General features: G+C 70.6%; 11 protein-coding genes. 6 read left to right on the top strand and 5 right to left on the bottom strand.

All coding sequences use genetic code 11. From position 1 onward, the window contains the following. Positions 1–471: 471 nt before the first annotated feature. A complete protein-coding gene (locus QHF89_RS19070) occupies positions 472–2,208 on the top strand; it encodes a sensor histidine kinase (protein ID WP_284720677.1) in 1,737 nt (578 codons plus the stop codon). 131 nt (positions 2,209–2,339) lie between these two features. Further along, positions 2,340–5,051, top strand: a complete 2,712-nt coding sequence (locus QHF89_RS19065; protein WP_136969038.1) for a TolB family protein — start codon at positions 2,340–2,342, stop codon at positions 5,049–5,051. Positions 5,052–5,060: 9 nt separating this feature from the next. Here QHF89_RS19065 and QHF89_RS19060 read toward each other — a convergent pair whose 3' ends face one another. After that, positions 5,061–6,296: an aminotransferase class V-fold PLP-dependent enzyme gene (locus QHF89_RS19060; protein WP_136969039.1), complete on the bottom strand. Its 1,236-nt coding sequence runs from the start codon at positions 6,294–6,296 to the stop codon at positions 5,061–5,063. A gap of 129 nt (positions 6,297–6,425) precedes the next feature. On the opposite strand from QHF89_RS19060, the gene QHF89_RS19055 reads away from it, so the two are divergent. The 3 genes from QHF89_RS19055 (at position 6,426) to QHF89_RS19045 (ending at position 8,802) form a co-directional block, all read left to right on the top strand. Then, positions 6,426–7,292 carry a hypothetical protein gene (locus QHF89_RS19055; protein ID WP_284720676.1) on the top strand — a complete coding sequence of 289 codons (867 nt, stop codon included), beginning with the start codon at positions 6,426–6,428 and terminating at the stop codon, positions 7,290–7,292. Positions 7,293–7,335: 43 nt separating this feature from the next. Then, positions 7,336–7,872, top strand: coding sequence for a TlpA family protein disulfide reductase (locus QHF89_RS19050; protein ID WP_136928904.1), 537 nt, complete (start codon positions 7,336–7,338; stop codon positions 7,870–7,872). Positions 7,873–8,463: 591 nt separating this feature from the next. Beyond that, positions 8,464–8,802 carry a helix-turn-helix domain-containing protein gene (locus QHF89_RS19045; protein WP_136928905.1) on the top strand — a complete coding sequence of 113 codons (339 nt, stop codon included), beginning with the start codon at positions 8,464–8,466 and terminating at the stop codon, positions 8,800–8,802. A gap of 64 nt (positions 8,803–8,866) precedes the next feature. On the opposite strand, the gene QHF89_RS19040 is transcribed toward QHF89_RS19045, so the two are convergent. After that, positions 8,867–11,704: a radical SAM protein gene (locus tag QHF89_RS19040; RefSeq protein WP_136969041.1), complete on the bottom strand. Its 2,838-nt coding sequence runs from the start codon at positions 11,702–11,704 to the stop codon at positions 8,867–8,869. Positions 11,705–11,734: 30 nt separating this feature from the next. Here QHF89_RS19040 and QHF89_RS19035 point away from each other — a divergent pair, with 30 nt between their 5' ends. Next, complete coding sequence (locus QHF89_RS19035; protein ID WP_136969042.1) at positions 11,735–13,084, top strand: hypothetical protein; 1,350 nt, start codon at positions 11,735–11,737, stop codon at positions 13,082–13,084. A 3-nt stretch (positions 13,085–13,087) separates the two neighbouring features. On the opposite strand, the gene QHF89_RS19030 is transcribed toward QHF89_RS19035, so the two are convergent. Genes QHF89_RS19030 through QHF89_RS19020 form a run of 3 tightly spaced genes read right to left on the bottom strand, consistent with a single transcriptional unit; the run spans position 13,088 to position 18,354 of the window. Further along, positions 13,088–15,715, bottom strand: coding sequence for a B12-binding domain-containing radical SAM protein (locus QHF89_RS19030; protein ID WP_136969043.1), 2,628 nt, complete (start codon positions 15,713–15,715; stop codon positions 13,088–13,090). A 37-nt stretch (positions 15,716–15,752) separates the two neighbouring features. Beyond that, positions 15,753–16,334 (bottom strand): hypothetical protein, encoded by a 582-nt coding sequence (locus QHF89_RS19025; protein ID WP_136969044.1) that lies wholly within the window; start codon positions 16,332–16,334, stop codon positions 15,753–15,755. Positions 16,335–16,383: 49 nt separating this feature from the next. Further along, positions 16,384–18,354, bottom strand: a complete 1,971-nt coding sequence (locus QHF89_RS19020; RefSeq protein WP_136969045.1) for a serine/threonine-protein kinase — start codon at positions 18,352–18,354, stop codon at positions 16,384–16,386. Positions 18,355–18,383 lie beyond the last annotated feature (29 nt).

Genomic DNA, 18,383 nt, shown 5'->3' with positions numbered 1-18,383 from the left:
CGCCGAGGTTAAGAGCGCCGGGGCCTCCGGTGCAAGGAGAGGGATCATTTCCTCGCGATCGAGGCCTAGGACCCGCCCCGATGGCCGGCCCCCTCGCCGCCCCTGCGCCTTGAATCCCCCGCCCCCTCGGTGTTTTTCGCCGGCGTGCTGTAGTCCGGCGAGGTCCCGAAGGGCTTGTCGTATCCGCGACGATGCGGAGGTCTGCGGGTCGGGCCACCGTCGTTCGATCCGATGAACGTGCCGCACCCCACAAGCATCCCGGAAAGAAGCAGCAACCCGACGAGTCTCCTCATGGATGAGCCCTCCCTGCGCTGATGTCGGACCCCGAACTCCGTGGACGTCGGCGGCCCGGGGCACCCTACGGCGCGGGTGTAGAATTTTTTGCCGCATGAAGCCTCACGCGCAAGGGACGTTGCAGCGCGAGAGCGCGGCTGCGCCTATGATGCGGGCCGTTCTGAGGCTTCTTCGCCCGTGACCCTCGCTGCCCGGCTGCTCCTCGCCTTCGGCCTCGTCGCCATCTTCGCCGCGGCGCTCGTGGGTCTATCGCTGCGCGACGCCTCGCGTCAGATCATCGAGAGCGACTTCGAGGACCGGATCGAGGCCGCCGCGATGGGCGTGCGTCGCGAGCTCGCGCGGGAGGCGCGCGAACTCGAAGGGTTGCTCGGGCCGTTCTGCGCACACGACACGTTCGTGGACAAAGCGCACCTCCTGCTCGAACGCGCGCGGGGCGACGAGGCCGCGATCGAGTCGGACGCGCGGATCTCGATGCGGCACTTCGTCCCCGATCAAGCGCGCGCGCTCGGGCTCGACGACCTCGTGCTCGTCACCGACAAGGGCCTGATCCTGGCTGCCTCGGACGTCTCGCGCACGGGCACGAAGGCCCCCGATCTCGCGAAGCTCTTGCGATCCCCGACGGGCGGCGCGCCGCGGCTCAGGCCCGATCCGAAGGGTGGCGAGGCTTCCCTCGAAGTGCACTGCGCGCGCTCGGGCGGCGGCGTCGAGATCGGGCTCGTCGGTGCGCGCCGCGTCGGCAAGATCCTCGAACGCATCGGCGCCTCGCACGGCGTCGAGCTGCGCGTCGAAGGGCCCGAGCGCGTGAAGACGGTGGGCGACGCGGTCGTCCGGCCGATCGACGTCGTCGAGGTCCCGGGCCTGCGCGTCGTGGCCATCGCCACGCGCGACAAGCTCCACGGCGCGCTCGCGAAGCTCGATCGCGCGATGCTCTTCGCCGGCTCCGTCGCGCTCGTGCTCGGCCTCGCCATCGCGTTCGTCCTCGCGCGGAGCCTCTCGCGCCCGCTCGTCGAGCTCGCCCGCGAGACACGCGAGGTCGTGGCCGGCGCGCCGCGCACCGTGAAGGGGCGCGGGGGCCGCGAGCTCACCGACCTCGCCGACGCCTGGAACCACACGATCGCCGAGCTCGCCGCGATCCGCAGGCGCCTCGCCGCGACGGAAAGGATCGCCGCGCAGCGCGAGGTCGCGCGGCAGATCGCGCACGAGATCAAGAACCCGCTCGCCCCGATCCGCGCCGCCGTCGAGACGCTGCGCAGGCTCCGCGCCCGCGAAGATCCCGCGTTCGACGAGTACTTCGAGGAGGCGACGGTCACGGTGCTGCAAGAGGTCCACCGGATCGCGAACATCGTCACCGAGTTCACCCGCTTCGCGCGTCTGCCCCCGCCGAACCCTGCGCCGATCGATCTCGTCTCCGTGGCGAAGGGCGTGGTCACGCTGCACGTCTCTGCGGGCGAAGGCGTCGAGCGCACGGGGACGCGGCGGGTCGAGCTTTCGTCCGAGCCGATCCCGAAGGTGATGGCCGACCGTGATCAGATGGTGCAGGTGCTGACGAACCTGATCCAGAACGGCCTCGACGCAGCGAGCGCCGTGCGTCCCGACCCGCGTGTGCTCGTGACGATCGGCCCGCTCGCGGAGAACAAGGTCCGCATCGTCGTGCGCGACAACGGCCCGGGCGTACCTGCGGAGATGGTGCCGCGGCTCTTCGAGGCGTACGCGACGACCAAGGAGAAGGGGACCGGCCTCGGCCTCGCGATCGTCCAGCGGATCGTGTTCGAACACGGCGGAGAAATCGCCTACCGCGAGGCGAAAAAGGGCGGCGCGGTCTTCGAGGTCTGGCTGCCCGTGTCGGGTCCGCCGCTGCTCGACAAACCGCCGACCCTCGAGACCACGCTCCGCGGGCCGGACAAGGCCGCCTAGAACCGGGGCCAAGCCCGGACGATTCCCCCTCGAGACGAAGCTAGCTTCGTGATCGCGCAGAGCGCCGAATCGTTCGGCGCCCTGGGGCCTCGGCGCTGGCGAGCGTCGATCGCCTCTGGCATGGTCCGGCCATGCGAAGTTCGACGGCACGCGTTGCGTTCGCCCTCTCGCTCGTGGCTCTCACCTCGCTCGCGCCGGGTTGCGGCGGCGCACCTCCGAAGCAGACGCGCACGTCGCGCCCGAAGCCTACGCTCGGCCCCACCACGAACCCCAAGCCCGCCGTCACGATCCAGGGCCCTGCGCTCTTGCCCTCGTACGTCCTCACGCGGCTCGACGACGAGAACACGTCGCCGTACGTCGCGCGACGCGGCGACGACACGCTCGTCTTCTACGACGCGCGCGGCCGCCTCTACACGCGCCTTTGCGGGCTGGAAGGGAAGCCCAGGACGGCCGAGCCCATCGACGTCGGCCCCGCCTCGGCCGAGATCCCCGTCGCGGCGATCGAGGCCGTCGGCGACGGCTACCTCGCCGCGTGGGTCGAGGGCATGAAGAGCAACGCCGCGGTGAAGATCCTGTCCCTCGACGCGACGGGGGCCGCGCGCGGCGCGCCCATCACGCTCGCGCAGTCGGCCGACGAGGTGAGCTGGGTCGAGATCGTCGCGGGCCCGAGCTCGGCGCTCGTCGTCTGGGAGGTGCCGCGCGACGACCACTTCGACGTGCTCGCAGCGCCCGTGACGCCCGGAAAAACCCCGTCCGCCGCCGTCGTCCTCGCGCACGACGCCCTCGGCTGGGATCTCGTCGCGACCGAACGCGGCGCCGCAATCGCGAGCGTCGTCGCCGGCGCAAACGGCGCGCAGAACGAGTCCGAACAAGGCCGCGTCGGTCGCGTGCTCTACGCCGACGTCGATCTCTCGGGGAAGGTCTCGGCGCCCGTCGTCGTGAACCCCGAGGCCACGGCGCAGAACGACATCATCGTGGGCCTCGCGGGCGGCCGCACGCTCATCGGCTGGACCGACGTCCGCAACATCGACTCCAGCGTGTACGTCGCGGCCGTCGAGCCCGGCGGCAAGATCGTCACGCCTCCGAAGCGCGCGACCACGCCGGTCGGCGAGCAGGCGCTCGTCTCGCTCGTCTCGGGCGCGGGCGCGGGCAAACGCGCGCTGCTCGCGTGGGAGGATCTCCTGCGATCGCCGCGCGATGGACGCCTCATCCACCTCGCCACGATGGACCCCGACGGCAAGCTCGGCGCCGAGCGCGCGACGCTCGTCTTCAGCGCGAGCGGCCCGCCCGACATCACCGCCGACGGCGACGGCTTCGCCGCGCTCACGCTCGCGCCCGCCTCGACCGGCGCGGGCCCGCTGCCCAAGGACGCGCCGATCTGGCCTGCGTTCGTGCGCTTCGGCCCGGACCTCCAGATCCGCGCCTCCGAGCCCGTGCGCGCCGAGCCCTTCGCGAGCAGCGAGGGCATCCCCTACCTCACGCGAAGTTTGTCCTGCCACGCCGGCGCTTGCATGATGCTCGCGTCGAGCGAGGGCTCGCCCGCGACACTCGCGGCGGTCGGCTTGCCCGTGCGGCAGAGCCCCTGGCGCGCGCCGGCGTCGCGGGATCCCGAGGAGACCCCGCCGCGCCCGCTCGGCGTCACGGCCCTCTACGACGGCGAGCACCTTGCCCGCGTGGCCGCGACGGAGCGTCCCTCCGGCGGCTCGCTCGCCGCGTGGGTCACCTACCACATCGAAGCGAACAACGACCGCGACGGCGGCAAGCCTGCGCGCAAGGACGACCCGCTCGCCACCGTCGGGGTGCGCGCCATCTCCGCGGCCGGCGTTCCTGGAAAAACCCAGGTTCTCTCCCGCCGCGCGCTCTCGATCGGCGGCGTCGCGATCGCCTCCGCGCCGGGCGGCAAGACCGAGGAGAGCGCGCTCGTCTGGGCCTCACGCGACAAGAACGAAGCGCAGGTCCAGATCGCCAAGCTCGGCCCCGAGGGCGACAAACTCGCGCAAAAACCGCTCACCACGATCGCGCGCAAGCCGAGCAAGGATGGCGTTCCGAGCGAGGTCTCCGACGTCGCCGTCGCCTACGCGCCTCCGTCGGATCCGGGCAAGACCGACGACGGCTTCATCGTCGCGTGGGTCGACACGCGCGACGGCAACGCCGAGGTCTACGCCGCGCGCGTCGATCGCACGCTGCGCAAGGTCGTCCAGGACCGACGCATCACCGAGGCCCCCGGCGACTCGGCCGAGGTGCAGATCGCGGTGCGCGGCAAGGAGACGTTCCTCGTGTGGTCGGATGCGCGCAGCAACCCCGACGAGGGCGCCGGCGACATCCACGTCGTCCGCCTCGACACGCGCACGCTCCAGAAGGTCGGCCCCGAGACGCGCCTCTACGCTTCCCCCGCGCACTCGCGCTCGCCCTCGGTCACGCTCGCCGGCGATCGTGTGGTCGTCGCTTGGATCGAAGAGGCCGCCCCCGACGCGAAACCCGAAGCATCCGATGCAGGCGTACGCATCGCGATCCTCGATGAGCGCGGCATGCTCGCCGGCAGCCCTCGCCTCGTGCGGGGCGAAGAGCAGAGCGCGGTCACCTCCGTCGCCCTCGCGTGCGGGCCCTCGAAGTGCCGCGGCGTCCTCACCTCCGTGCTTCGCGACAGCATGCTCCTCGACGCGTTCGAGCTCTCGCCCGGCGCGCCCCCCGGACCGCTCAAGGCCCTCGCCGCGCTCACGGGCGGCGCCAACGCGGACGTGTCCCCTGCGTTCGCGGGCCGCGAGGGCACCTCGCTCTTCTTCGGCGACGACGCCATCGGCGGCACCGGCCGCGTCCGGTTCATGACGATCGGCTGGCCCTAGATCGTTCTCCTACCAATCCTCCGATCGCGCCCGCGGCGCGCCTCGCAGCTCGGCGAGCGCGTCCTCGGTCGAGAGGAGCACCTGCTCCGCCTCGTCCACGTGGTTCGGCCAGTGCGGGCTGAACCGCAGCACGCCGTCCGGGATCGCCGTGCTGATCCCGCGGGTGAGCAGCGCGCGCTGGAGCGCCACCACGTCGATGTCCTTCGGCGGCAGCACCGCGAGGATCCCGCTCCGCCGGTTCGCCTCGGGCGCGCGCAGGCTGGTGAAACCTCGCTCCACGAGCCCCGGCTCCACCGCGTCGCCCCAGCGCACCACGTGCGCGTGGATCGTCTCCACGCCGAGCTCGACCACGAGATCCACCGCCGCTTCGAGCCCCACGAGCCCGATCGCGTTGATGCAGCCGACCTCGAACACCTCCGCGCGCTTCTTGAACGGCCGGTCGTACCGCATGTGGCCCGGCCCTTCGAGCAGGAAGCGCACCGCGTCCTCGTGGCTCAACCACCCCGCGACGTGCGGTTGCAGCGCCTCCACGCGCTCCTTCCGCACGTACAGCATCCCCGTCCCCTCGGGGCCCATCAGCCACTTGTGCCCGCCCGAGGCCCAGTAATCGATGTCGAGCGCGCGCACGTCCACCGGCACCGCGCCCGTCGCCTGGATCCCGTCGACGAAGAGCTCCGCCCCGTGCGCGTGGCAGAGCCGCGCCATCTCCCCGAGCGGCATCCGTAACCCCGTCCGGAACTGCACCGCGCTCACCGCCACGAGCCGCGCGCCCTTCGCGAGCTCCTCCGCGAGCCGCCCGAGCCCTCGCTCGTCGCTCTCCTGGAAATCCGACAGCGGCAGGAACACAGGCTCCACGCCGAAGAGCTCCCCCGCGCGCATCCACGGCGTCACGTTCGCCGGGAACTCCCCTTCGAACAGGATCACCCGATCGCCGCGCTTCCACGGGAACGACAGCGCGATCGCCGTCACGCCCGACGACGTGTTCGGGAGGAACGCAATCTCCTCAACCGACGCGCCGACCAGCCGCGCGAGCTTCTCGCGTAGCCGCGCCCGCTGCGCCCCGTAGGTCCCGAAGGCTTGCGACCCGCGCCGTCCCCAGTCTGCGATCGCGTTTTGCATCGCGCGCCGCACGGGCCAGGACGGCGGCGAGATGGCCGCGTGGTTGCAATAGACGAGCGGCTCCAGATCCGGGAAATGCTCCCGATCACCGAGTTTTGCCGTGAATTTGACGTCGTCGCGACCCATGGGCGAGAGGATGCCCCTCCCCGAGGCCTCCTGGCAAGGCGCGGCGCTCGCGCACGGCGCGCGGCTCGGATACCCTCCCAGGCCGACGTGCGCGGCAACGACGGTGCTTACCGAGATCCGCTCCAGGGCTTGCGTACCCGTGTGCAGGACCTCGCTCGGGAGGTCGAAGAACGCGAGGCCACGCTGACCGACGCGCTCCTCGACCACCTGCCTCCCAAGCTCGCCGAAGCCCTCCGCGACGGCCGCGCCCGCGCGCGCCTCCCGGCGACCACCGAGGCCGAGCTCCTCGCCGCCGAGGCCACGCTCCTCGCCTATCGGGACGCCCTCGATCACGCGATCGATCTCGCGCCCGACCTCGAGGACGAGCAACGCGCGCTCCCCGAGGAGGCGCCCGATCCGCAGCTCTCGGGCTCGTTACGCCCCTTCATCGACCTCTTCATCGCCGGCATCGTCCTCGAGACCTGCGAGGCCGCCGAGCGTGGGCTCCGCCTGGCCGCGCTCGCCCTCGCCAAGGACGCCGAGGTCGAGGCCGAGACCAAGTACGCCTTTCGCGCCCGCTTCCACGCGCACGACGCGCCCTTCTCGATCCTCGCCCAAGTCGCCTACGCGCAAAACGACACCCCGGCCGAGGTCCATGTCTTCGTCACGACCTCCGTCGCCGCCGGAACACCGCCATTGCGGATTCGCCCCCAGACGTTCTTGCATGGTGTCGGCAAGGCGATCGGCCTCGTGCGCGAGGCGGAGGTCGGGGACGAACGTTTTGATGATTTGTTCTTCATCGAGGCCGAGCCCGACGACGCCAAACGCCTCCTCGGCCCCTCGGTGCGCAAGGCGCTCCTCGGCGTCGCCTCCTTCGACATCCCCGATCTCGACGTGCGCGGGGGCCGCGCCTTGCTCCACTTCCGCTTTGAGCCGAACGAGCGCCTCCTTCGCAACGCCACCCTCGCGCTCGCCGGCATCCGCAAATCCCCCGTCTCGGTCACGCTCCTGCGCTGATACCCGCGTCTTCCTTCGTTTTTCGCGTGGTACATTGCGCGCGATGAAGGCCGCCTCGAAGTGGAAATGTTTGGCGCTATCGTTCTCCATGGCCGCGATCCTGGGCGCCGCGGCATGTTCAAACGACCCGACCCCGACGCCGGAGCCCAAGCCGGCTGCATCCGCGGCGTCGAAGGGACGTGTCGAGTGGGTTCGTGCGACCGAGGGGGAGGACGTCGCGACGTCCGTGCGGCGCGAGATCGAGCGTGCTCGCAAGGACGGACGAGATCTCCTCGTCTACGTGGGCGCGACGTGGTGCGAGCCCTGCCAAAGGTTCCATCACGCGGCCGAGAAGGGGGAGCTCGACGACATCTTTCCTCGCCTGCGGATCCTCGAGTTCGACCTCGATCGTGACGCCGAGCGGCTCGCCGTTGCTGGTTACGCATCGCGCCTCATCCCCTTATTTGTCGCGCCAAACGATGACGGCACCGCCTCGGAGCGGCGCATCGAGGGCTCGGTCAAGGGCGAGGCGGCGGTCATGGAGATTGCGGGCCGGCTCCGCCGCATCTTGCCGCGCGCCTCGGCCGGCCCTACCGGCTGAGCCGCTCGCCATTCACGGACCCGCCACGGACCGAAGCGCCGGGCCGACTGCTACGTTCTTTTCGCACCCCTCGCGTCTCGAACGAAACCCGCGAGGGCTGTGGGGGTCTCTTTCGGTGCGCCCATCGCTTCCGCGCGGGGGGCGAAGGTTCGGCCGAGCCGATCATAACGATCACGTCAAAGGCCGCCGGCGCGTCATCGTTGCACGCGCCGCATCATCGAGATCTTCGGGAAGACGCGCGTGTTCCCTCGCGTTTTGCGCGCGTCTGCCGGTCACCGAGGCGAGCGCTTCGCCTCGGGAGGGGAGCGTGCGCGCATGCATCGATACGTAACACGAATTACAACCATGAGTTCCTTTGACAAACGGGGCGCGGGTTCGGTTCCATCAATAAAACCGTATTTTCCAGTGCCCAGGTTCGTCGGAACGGTGCATAGTAGGGGCGTGCTCGCCCAAAAGCATAACAGGGTGGACGTGGGGCCTGCGCCCGCCCGACGACAAACCAGGTTCCAGGTCCTGCAATCAACCACTTCCTTGATCCGGCACGTGGAGGGCCGGCGGGGTCGTCCGTGAGGATGTCCCGAAAGAAACGCCATGCCGCGACGAACCGTACCGGATCCTTTCGCAACGCAGGTGGGTGGCCGCATCCGTGAGCTTCGTCTGGAACGAGGCATGTCCCTGGCCGAGCTCGCGGACGCGAGCGAGCTGTCGAAGGGACACCTTTCCAGCGTCGAACACGGGCTCGCAGCCATCACGATCCAGACGATCTCCCGGCTCGCCCGGGGGCTCTCGCTGCCGCCCCTCTACTTGCTGACCTTCCCGGGGGAAGACGAGCGCGCGCACGCCGCGGAGCTCGTTCGCAAGCTCCCGACCGATCAGGTCCGCAAGCTCCGCCGTCAGCTCCAGGTGCAGCTCGGTCTGCGCAAACGCTGATCCCAGCGTATACCTCGTGCTGATCCCGTAATCGGGGCCGCCCTGAAAAGCGGCCCCGATTTTTTTAGGTCGACCGCGACGAACGGCGCTCGATCGGCATGACGCACGTTTCCCCGAAGCGCTCGACATCGATGTGCCGAACGCCGAAGCACGCCGATTGAACGGCGCAACGCTCGCACGCAGGGACCTTCCGGCGAAACTCGACCGGCCCGGGGATGGGTTTGCCCGAGATGACCCGTTCGTCGGCGCCGAACGCGCAGAGGGGCGGGCCGCAGGGCCCATCGAGCCCGCGTACCACGATCCCCAAGACAAACGCGCGATCGAGCGCCTTCCGCAGCGCGGCCCGGAGACGCGCGGGATCCGGCACGATCGTCCCGACGAGCGCACGATCGAACGGCATCGTCGGGTACGAGATCATGAGATGCATCAGGCTCGGATGGCGGCCGAACGTGTCGTGGATGAAATCGGGCAACGCCCCGAGCGCGTCGATGCCCTCCGCCGTCGTCACGGCGTTCAGCGCGACCGGGATGCCCGCGTCGAGCAGCGCATGGATGCCCCGCACGGTCCGCTCGTGCGTGCCGGGCGCTCGCGTGATGGCATCCGAGACCGCGGGATCGCCGCTATGGAGCGAGACGAACGCCTGCGTGACGCCCGCCTTCGCGAGGCGCGAGGCATACCCCGGCTTGCTCGCCTGGATGGCGTTCGTCTCGAGCGTCACCCCGGTAAAACCGAGCGCGCGCGCTCGCTCCACGTAACGAATGAGCTCGGGGTCGAGCATGGGCTCGCCGCCCGAGACGATGAGCGCGCGCGCGCCGGCCGCCCATAGGTCTTCGATCCATCGAACGACCTGCTCGGGCCCGTAGCGCCCCCAATCGCGGCCCTGCCAGCACATGCCGCAGTCCTGGTTGCAGCCGAAGCCCGTCCGCACGATACCCTCGGGCGGCTCGATACCCGCCACGATCTGGCGGAAGAAGCCGAGCGGCACACCCACGGGCAGACGCGCGAGCTCCTTTCCGAGCCCCGCGGCGCGCTCCCATCGCTCTTTCGTCGTCGCCACGACGAGTCGCGCCGCCATCGCCTCGAACGCCTTCGCCCACCGCGCGGCCTCCGGTACGCTCGGACAAACCTCCACCGTGGCTTTGCCCGCGGCCTTGTCCCAGCCGAGCCGCAGGCGCGCGATCGGATCCCGTTTCCCGAGCACGAGCTCGACGTGATGTTTGTCCGCATTCACGTCGAGCAGCGTGAGCCCGAACGCGGGCAGGTCCACGGGCAGCGACGGCGCGTTCACGATCGTCCGGGCGAGCTCGCGTTTCTTCGCGGCCGCCTCGCCCTCGACGCTCGGCGGATCCCGAAAGACGACGCCGGTTGTCTCGGCCACGTCCCGGCCGCGCGCGCGGCCCTTCGCGGCCATGGCGCGCTCGACGTCGTCCACCGTCACGAGCGCCGGATCGGCCGCGGACGAGACGAGCGCGAGCAGCGTCTCGAAGAGCGTGAGCTCGTCCCGGCCCCCGCTTCGCCGAATGGATGCGGCCGCGAGCTCGGCGATGGCACGGACACGTTTGTCCTGGAACCGCCATGGGCGCGCAGGCAGATACCCATAACGCGCGCTCGCGTCGTCCTCGGGGCTCTCGTAGGCGTCGGCGAGCAGGCCATCCCGCTCGGCGAGATAGTAGAGCGCCGTATCAGGATAAAGCCGCACGCGCGAGAGCAAGAGGTGCCCGCGAAGCTCGTGCATGCCGGTTTGTCGCATGCATGCAAGGTTTGTCCGGAGGTCCAAAAGCGTCGTCCACGGCGTGAACAGGATGAAGCCGAAGGCCGCATGCGAGAGATCCATCGCGGGCGCGTATTCGGTGTTCCAGCGGCGGAGCGCTTCGAGGAAGCGGACGAGCGTCTCCTGCGTCGCGCCTTTGTTGAAGCGATCGAGCTCGGGCTGGGAGAAGTTCTCCACGCCGACGAGGAAAGGCGCGAGGCGGATCGACGAGCGCCGCGCGGACGCGAGCGCGCGCGTGAAGCGGGTCGTGTTCTGGAGCCACCAGTCGGCGCGTGATTCGATGAGCAGCGTGAAGGGCCCGAGCTTTTCGGCCTCGGCCGCCTCGACGAGCTCGGTGAGGTAATAAAACGGGTTCTGGTCGCGCAGGACGAGCGCCTCGATCTCCGGCGCATTCGCGCGCAGATACCGGAGCTGGACGAGCGCCCACGCGAGCGCCTCGTCGCGCGATTTGTACTCGTAATGGTTGCCCGTCGTGCAGAACCCGCAGCCGCGGCCCGCGCCCTCGGGGATCTTCGTGCCCGCATAAAGCGGGTTCTCCCGCGCGTCGGCCTGGTACGGGCAGCCCGTGTTGCCCGTGATCGGAAACGAGGGAAACCGCGGGCGCGCGTCCGCGGTCGCGTACACGGGCCGGAGCAGCGGCGCATACCGCGGCAGCGGTTCATCCGGGAGCGCCCGGCCCGCGAGCGCGGAGAGGAGCGCGACCACCGCCTGTGGTTCTGCCGGACAAACGTGGTTCGCCGGCGCGTCCGAGAGGTCGTGCTCGCCGACGAGGCGGACGAACGTCGTTTCAGGCAATTCGCGGGCGAGCCGCGCGACGATCGCCGTGCTCCAGAGCCGCTCGTAAAGGATCGTCGGGTACGGGCGAAGCGCACGGACGAGCGCGTCCCAGGCCGCGCTCGCTTCTGCCTCTGCGCCGCGCGGCAGGTGCGCCACGACGAGGTCGCCCGGGATCCCCGCGGCACGCATCGCGCCCGCGATGTGGTGCAGCCCCACGTCGTCGAGGAACGAGCGGTCGCGATGGCTATGCAAGCTGAGGACGGCCGCCGGGAGCGCGCCTTCGCCGCGCGCATCTTGGGCAGGCAGAGAGAGGGGCGGCACACCCGCCTCGCGAACGAGCGGCAAGGATCGCATCGGGGCCCGGAAGCCAGTAGGCTACACCGGGTGCGGCAGCCCGTCATCCTCCTCGGCACAGGCGACGTCTCGCTCGCGGCGGCGGATGGGGACGTGCTCGTCGAGCCCGAAGGCGGCGGCCTCGAAGCGATCGAGGCGCTCTTGGCCCGGAGCCCGCGCGCGGCCGTCGTGACCTCGGGGGGAGACGAAGGTTTTTTCCGGGCGAGCCTGTGCCTCGAACGGGGCGTGAAGGCGGTGATCCTGCGCCGCGGTGCGTTCTCCGAGGCGCAGGAAAAGGAGCTCGCCGCGCGGGCGCGGAGCTTCGGGCACGAGCTCTTCCTGCACGATGATTCGCGCGGATACCGGCGCGTGCGCGCAGGCGGCGAGCGTGTGCAGGTGGGCGCGCCCGAGGTCGCCGCGTGGGAAACGGCGGCACGCGGAGCGCTTGGGCAAAGCAGGCGGGCGGCCGCGATCGGTCTCGACGTGGATCCCGCCTGGGAAGAGGCCGCAGAGACCGCGGAGCCGCTGCCCATGGACGCGCCCGTGCCGGGTTTGTCCGAGAACCTGGAGGAGGTCGCGTTCACGAACGGGGACAAACCCGTGCTGTATCTGGTGGTCCCCGCCCGCTCGCTCGAAGCCGCGCGCGCGCGGCACCCAGGCGCGGCGATGGCCCTCGCGCGCGCGGAGGCGGCGCCGCTCGCGGTCGAGGGCGCGACGGGCCGGCGCATCGAAGGCGCCTCGGGCGAGGCGACCGTGCATGCGTTTTTCTCGACCGACCCGGATCTCGCCGCGCGCGCGGCATCGCTCTGGGAGCAGGGTTCGTCCCGGAACGCTCTCGTGATCGGCGAGCTGCTCGGCTATCCGCCCTGCTGCACGGCCGCGTTCGTGGCGCTCGCCGATCGCCGGAACAACGCGGCGCTCGTGTACGTCACGGCCGCGCGCACCCGCGCGCTCGGCGCGTCGTTTCATCCGCTGCTCGACGTGGCCGTGCGGCGCGTCGTCCCCTTCACCCCGTGCTCGTTCGGCTGCGAACGCGCCGCGGCCGTGGCCTCGCGTGTCGTCGCCGCGCTCCCGCGCGTGCAAGCCGAGGCGCTCACCCGCGCGCTTACGCGGCCCGTGCTTTACCTCGACGAGGCGCGGGCCGTCGCGCTCGAAGGCGCCCGGGTGGACGGCGCCGCGCTCTCCTTCGAATCCGCGGTTTTCCTCCCCGCCCCGGCCCCGCTCGACCCCGACGGCGAGATGTTCGCGCGAAAGCTCTTGGGGGCATTCTTCAAGGGCGGCGGCACGCTCGTGTGCACGGACGATGGATTCGAGGTACGCAGCGCGTCGTTCACGCGGCGCCTCGGACGAACCTCGCCGCGGCTCGGGGTGCTCTTGCCGTTCGGCAGGCTGTCCGGGTAAACCTCAGCCGAGATAGCCCGAACCGCCCGGAGCCACGTCCACGCGCCCTCGCTGGCCGCCCGGAGCCATCGCCGCTTGGTTGCGCCGCCCCACGGGCCGCGGCGGGATTTCGAGCAGGTACTTCGTCACGGTCGCCTTGTCGTACCGCCGCGACATCCAGAAAAGGTCGTACTCGTTGATCTTGTCGAGCGTGCGGATGCCGAGCTCGCCCATGCGCGCGAGGATTCGATTGCGCGACGCATCGATCACGTCGCGTTTCTCCTCCCATTTCATTCCGCCGATCTCGTCGTACGCGAGCGTCACCTGACCTGTCTTCAATCGGTCGAAGCCCGGGCGCAGCACGATGCCGGCGTCCTCCGGGTCGACGCCCATGCCGGGGAACAGGTAAAACCCCTGGAAACAGCCGACGATGTCGATCTCCTCGGCGAGCGTCTCCACGAGGTGCACCGTGGCGTCGACGTCCTCCTCGGTCTCGTGGAAATAGCCGGAGATGAAATTGACGCGGTTGATGATGCCGGCACGATGCGTATTCTGCAGCGTCTCGATGATGTCCCGCGAGAGCAGGCCCTTCTTCATCAATTCGAGGATCTTGTCGCTGCCGCTCTCGGCGCCGTAATTGAGCAGGAGGCAGCCGGATTCGCGCATGAGCGCGGCGAGCTCGGCGGAGATGTCGGTGGGGCGGCAGGAGTCGGTCCATTGCAGGCCCGCCTTCGAATCGACGAGCCGCCGGCACATGCGTTCGAGCAGGCGCGGGCTCACGTTGACGAGGTTGTTCAGGAACATGAAGTCCCGCACCCCGTATCGCTCCGCGAGGGCCATGAGCTCGTCCGCGGTCTTCTCCGGCGACTGGACGTCGAGCCACTCCTTGGCGCTGCAAAATTCGCATTTCGCCGTGCACCCCTTCACGAATCCATAAGGGAGATACACGAAGGGCTCGATGGGCTCGCCGTGGTAGAGGCCGTCCCGCGCGAGGGCGTCGAGCAGGCGCTCGGTGGGTTTGCCGCGGTAGAGGTCGAACGGGACGTCGTCGAAATCGGGCCGCGGCATGGCGTTGAGGTGCGAGCGAATGAGCTTGTTTTTCGTGACGCTCTCGCCCTCGCGGGACCAGACGCCCGGAATGTCGGCCGCGCGGCGATCCCGGTACGCTTCGAGGTGCAAGAGGCCGAGGAGCGGGACCTCGCCGTCGCCGTCGACCACGTAATCGAACGTTTTCGAGGTGCCGAGCGCGCGGTCGCCGTCGACCTGGTCCCGCTCGCCGCCGAGCACCGTGGGAAACCCCGTCCGCTCCTTGACGAGCCGCGCGAGGCACGCCGCGATGTTCATCTGGAAATGGCCGAAGTAATCGACGATGGAGAACCCGACCAGCGCGCGGCGGCCGGATGCAGCGGCGGCCACGAGCTCCGGGCCGAAGGAATTCCACATGTGCTCGGCCGCCGCCGCGACGGCGGGGCTCTCGGCGCCGGCGAGCCAGCCGTCGACGGCGGCGTCGTCCACGAAGCCATCGAGCCGGTCGTCGGCGTGCGAGATCTGCAAGTCGAAGATGCGCGTGGAAAAACCGTGGCCGCGGGTGAACGCCGCGAGCCGCGCAGCCGCGAGCGAGGGCAATTCGAGCTCGTCGTAGCTGTTGCGATAACGCGGGACGTGCACGAGGACCATTTCGATCGGTCGGTTCGTCGCACGCGTCGCATATCGTTCGACGCTCGCCTGCGCAAGGGCGACGGACGCCGCGGCGCCGGCGAGCGAGGCCGGCGAGGGCGTCTCCGCAATGCGGGGCGCCGCCAAGGCGTGGCGCGTCGCGACTTCCAAGGGGTTCGGGACGACGTCGAGCCGCACGGGGCCGTCCCGAAGGAGCGCCTTTCGCGTCAGCGATGCGCCCTGCTTGCTCCAGCGACAAACCAGCGCGCCGCGTCGCATGACGACCTCGACCTCGAAGGGCCCCTCGCCCTGCATCTCCTCGTCGAGATCGACCTCGACGACGACGTCGCCGATACGCGCGTGGCAGACGAGCCGATCGGCGCCGACGGCCGCGACGGCCTCGGTCACTTCGAGCCCCCGCGCGGCGCCCGGAACGACCGCGTCCGCGAGCGCGAACGGGCCGGCGGCGAGGCGAGCGAGCCGCGCCGCGACGTCGGCAGGAAGCTCGAACGGGATGCGCGCGCCCGCGACGAAAGGCGTGCGCGTCGAGGCCGCGCGCAGGATGCGGCGGCCCGCCGGCGCGCGTACGGACAAACCCACGAGCGCGCCCATCGATTCACGCCGCGCTTCCTCGACGAGCGCGAGGAACATCGGTTCGAGCACGAGCGCGCCCGCGTCGATCACGTCGGGAGACGCCGTGTCCCGAAGCGCCCGCGCGAGCGCCGTCGGGACGACGATACGAACGCCGGACGTCGCCGCGACGAGGGCACGCGCGGCGTCCTCCGGCACGTCCTCGCCAAGGACGAGGCAGCCGCCTTCGCCCGCGAGCTTGGCCGCGAGATCGGGCGCGCGGCGGACGGCTTCGGCCGCGGTCGTGGGCACGACACGCGCGGCGCGCGCGAGGCGCGCGAGGGGCGAGGCGACCCGAGGCGCCGATTCCGGCTTCCCGGCGACGGCGACGAGAAGAGCTTGCCGCTTGCCGTGCGCGTCCGTCATCCCGATCGACTCTACCACCACGAGGGGCGGAGGCGGATCACCACTCCACGACGAACGTGCAGCGAGGCGCGCCCTCGATGCGGCACCCCGGGACGTGCGTGATCGTGGCGCGTGGCTCGAACCGCTTCGCCATCCCGAGCACCATGCCGACCTCGGCCGCGCAGTCGTACGGCGTGTCGACGCTCATCTCGATCCGGCGGTCAGGGAGGGAAGCCCGGGCCACGGCGTAATGGCCGATGCCTTCGAGCGTCGTACCGTCCTTCGGGTCGAGCATCAGCCGGCCGCCGAGGCGATGCATGGCGTGGTAGGCGATGTCGATCGACGCGAGGGCCGCCTGGACGTCGCGGAGGTCCGGCGGGAAGGCGGCATTCGCCATGATGCTCTCGCCGCACTTGTAGAGCGCATTCGGGCCGATCTCGCGCTTGATGCTGGCGAGCGTGGCGAGCCAGTCGCGCAGCGAAAACCACTCGTCGACGAAGGACGCGCCGCCCTTGCCGTCGTCCACGCAGATGCCGTGCTGCACGAGGATGCGATGCGCGAGCCGAGGGAAATTCTCGAAGGCGACGATGAACGGCAAGACGCCGTTGCGATGAACCTCGACCGAGCTGGTGGAGAGCACCGGACCACCTCCCTTCTTTCTCGCCGCACGCGCCGCGCAGGCCGCAATGCTACCAGCGGAACCCAGCCCGCGCAGCCCGCTCGGCGTGGAGCGAGGCGCGGGCACGATCCCCGGCGCGGTAATAGTGCTCGGCGAGGACCCCGTCCCGCTCGCCCTTCTGCTCCAGCCACGCCGCGGCGAGCGCGTGTCCGAGCGCGCGATCGGCCTCGGTGAGCATGCCGTAGGCCGCCTCCCGCACGAGCGTGTGGCGAAAGGCGAGCTCTTGCTCCCCGGGAAAACGGCTGCCCGCGTGAGGCACGACGAAGCCACGATCGACGAGCACGCGGAGCCTGCCGCTCTCGGTCGTCGTGCGCGTGTGGCCGAGCAGCGCCGAGAGGCCGCCCGACCAGAAGACGTCGCCGAAGATGCTCGCCGCGCGCAAGGTGCGCCGCGCTTCCGCGTCGAGCGCGCCGATCTGCGTCTCCAGGAGCGAACGCGCCGAGGTGGGAAGCTCGTCGCCGCGCCCTTCGAGCGCAGCACGCGAGAGCTCTTCGACGACGAGCGGCAGGCCCGCCGCGCGCTCGACGACGCGATCCACACGCGCAGCCTCGGCCCGATCGCCGAGCCACCCGCGCGCAAGCTCGACCGCAGCCTTGCGCGGCAGCGGCGCGAGCGGCATCACCTGCGTGAACGTCACGCCGGCCGTGTGGCCGAACTCGTCGAAGAGCTCCGGCCGCGCGAGGGCGAGCACGAAGAGCGGGCGATCGTAAAGCTCGCAAAGGACGTCGCCGAGCGCGTGGATGGAGCGCGCGTCGCACCACTGGAGATCGTCGATGAGCAGGAGCGCCGGGCGCCCCGCGCGGGCCATGGCGAGCGCTTCGGCGCAATCGACCGAGGCGTCGGCCGTCAAGCGCCCCGCCTGCGTGATCGCCACGTTCGTGATCCCGCGCGCCCGCGCCTCGCGCACGAGCTCGCGCCCGAGCCGCGATTTGCCGATGCCCGGCGGACCCGTCACCAGCACCGCGCGCGGCGAGACCTCTTCGAGGCACGCTTCGAGCGCCGAGAGCAGCGCCCCAAGCTCGCGCTCCCGGCCCACGAAAGGCGCACCGAGGAGCATCACGGAGGCCTCGACGTACGTCCGCGCCGCCGTGATGTCGCGCATGCGCACCTCGCGCTCGGTGAGCGCAGGCGGCGCGCCCGAAGGTCGCTCCGAGACGGCCTCCTCGACGTCGATCGCGGCGAGCGCGCGAAGCACGGCCGCCGCGCTCTGCGGCCTCGACGCCGGGTCCTCGGTGAGCAGCCGCGCGACGAGATCGTCGAGCGCAGGCGGCACGTTCGGCACGATCGTGGAGAGGCGCGGCGCGGCCGTGTGCAGCACCGCGGAGAGGACCTCGCCCTCGCTCGCGCCCGCGAAGAGCCTGCGCTGCGCGATGCATTCGAAGAGCAGGCAGCCGAGCGCGAAGAGGTCCGTCCGCGCGTCGATCTCGCCTTCCCCGCGGGCCTGCTCGGGGGCCATGTACCCGAGCGTGCCGATGACGAGCCCGTCGCATGTCAACGCGCGCGCGGGGCTCGTCGCGCGGGCGATGCCGAAGTCGAGCAGGCGCGCATCGTCGGGCCTGCCCGCGGCGAGCAGGACGTTCTCCGGCTTCACGTCGCGGTGCACGATCCCGAGCGTGTGCACGGCCTCCAGCGCCTCGGCGACGCGCGTCGCGATGTGGATCGACTCGGAGATCGTGAGAGGCGCGGGCTCGGCGAGGCGCTCGGCGAGCGTCATACCTTCGAGCCACTCCATCACGAGGAACGGCTCACCCGCCTCGGTCGTACCGTGATCGAGGTACCGCACGATCGCTTGGTGATCGAGCGTCGCGAGGATGCTCGTCTCCCGCGCGAAACGCGCTGCGTCATCCGGCGTCGCGCCGCGGAGGATCTTGACCGCGACGGCCTTGCCCGTGACGCGATCGAGCGCGCGGAAGAGGCTCACCGACGCGCCGTGGGCGTCTCCGAGCAGCTCGTATCTCGCGCGTATCTCTCGATCCGCCATGGTGAGGGATGGGCCACCTCGCGCGCTTC

This window comes from Polyangium sorediatum, assembly GCF_029946465.1.
GTDB classification, from domain to species: domain Bacteria; phylum Myxococcota_A; class Polyangia; order Polyangiales; family Polyangiaceae; genus Polyangium; species Polyangium fumosum.
This window is presented reverse-complemented; position numbering and strand designations above follow the sequence as displayed.

Bases quoted from the DNA above. Each gene is read 5' to 3' on its own strand.
- QHF89_RS19040 (WP_136969041.1), bottom strand. From the start codon at position 11,704: ATGCGATCCTTGCCGCTCGTTCGCGAGGCGGGTGTGCCGCCCCTCTCT.
- QHF89_RS19065 (WP_136969038.1), top strand. From the start codon at position 2,340: ATGCGAAGTTCGACGGCACGCGTTGCGTTCGCCCTCTCGCTCGTGGCT.
- QHF89_RS19020 (WP_136969045.1), bottom strand. From the start codon at position 18,354: ATGGCGGATCGAGAGATACGCGCGAGATACGAGCTGCTCGGAGACGCC.
- QHF89_RS19060 (WP_136969039.1), bottom strand. From the start codon at position 6,296: ATGGGTCGCGACGACGTCAAATTCACGGCAAAACTCGGTGATCGGGAG.
- QHF89_RS19045 (WP_136928905.1), top strand. From the start codon at position 8,464: ATGCCGCGACGAACCGTACCGGATCCTTTCGCAACGCAGGTGGGTGGC.
- QHF89_RS19030 (WP_136969043.1), bottom strand. From the start codon at position 15,715: ATGACGGACGCGCACGGCAAGCGGCAAGCTCTTCTCGTCGCCGTCGCC.
- QHF89_RS19050 (WP_136928904.1), top strand. From the start codon at position 7,336: ATGAAGGCCGCCTCGAAGTGGAAATGTTTGGCGCTATCGTTCTCCATG.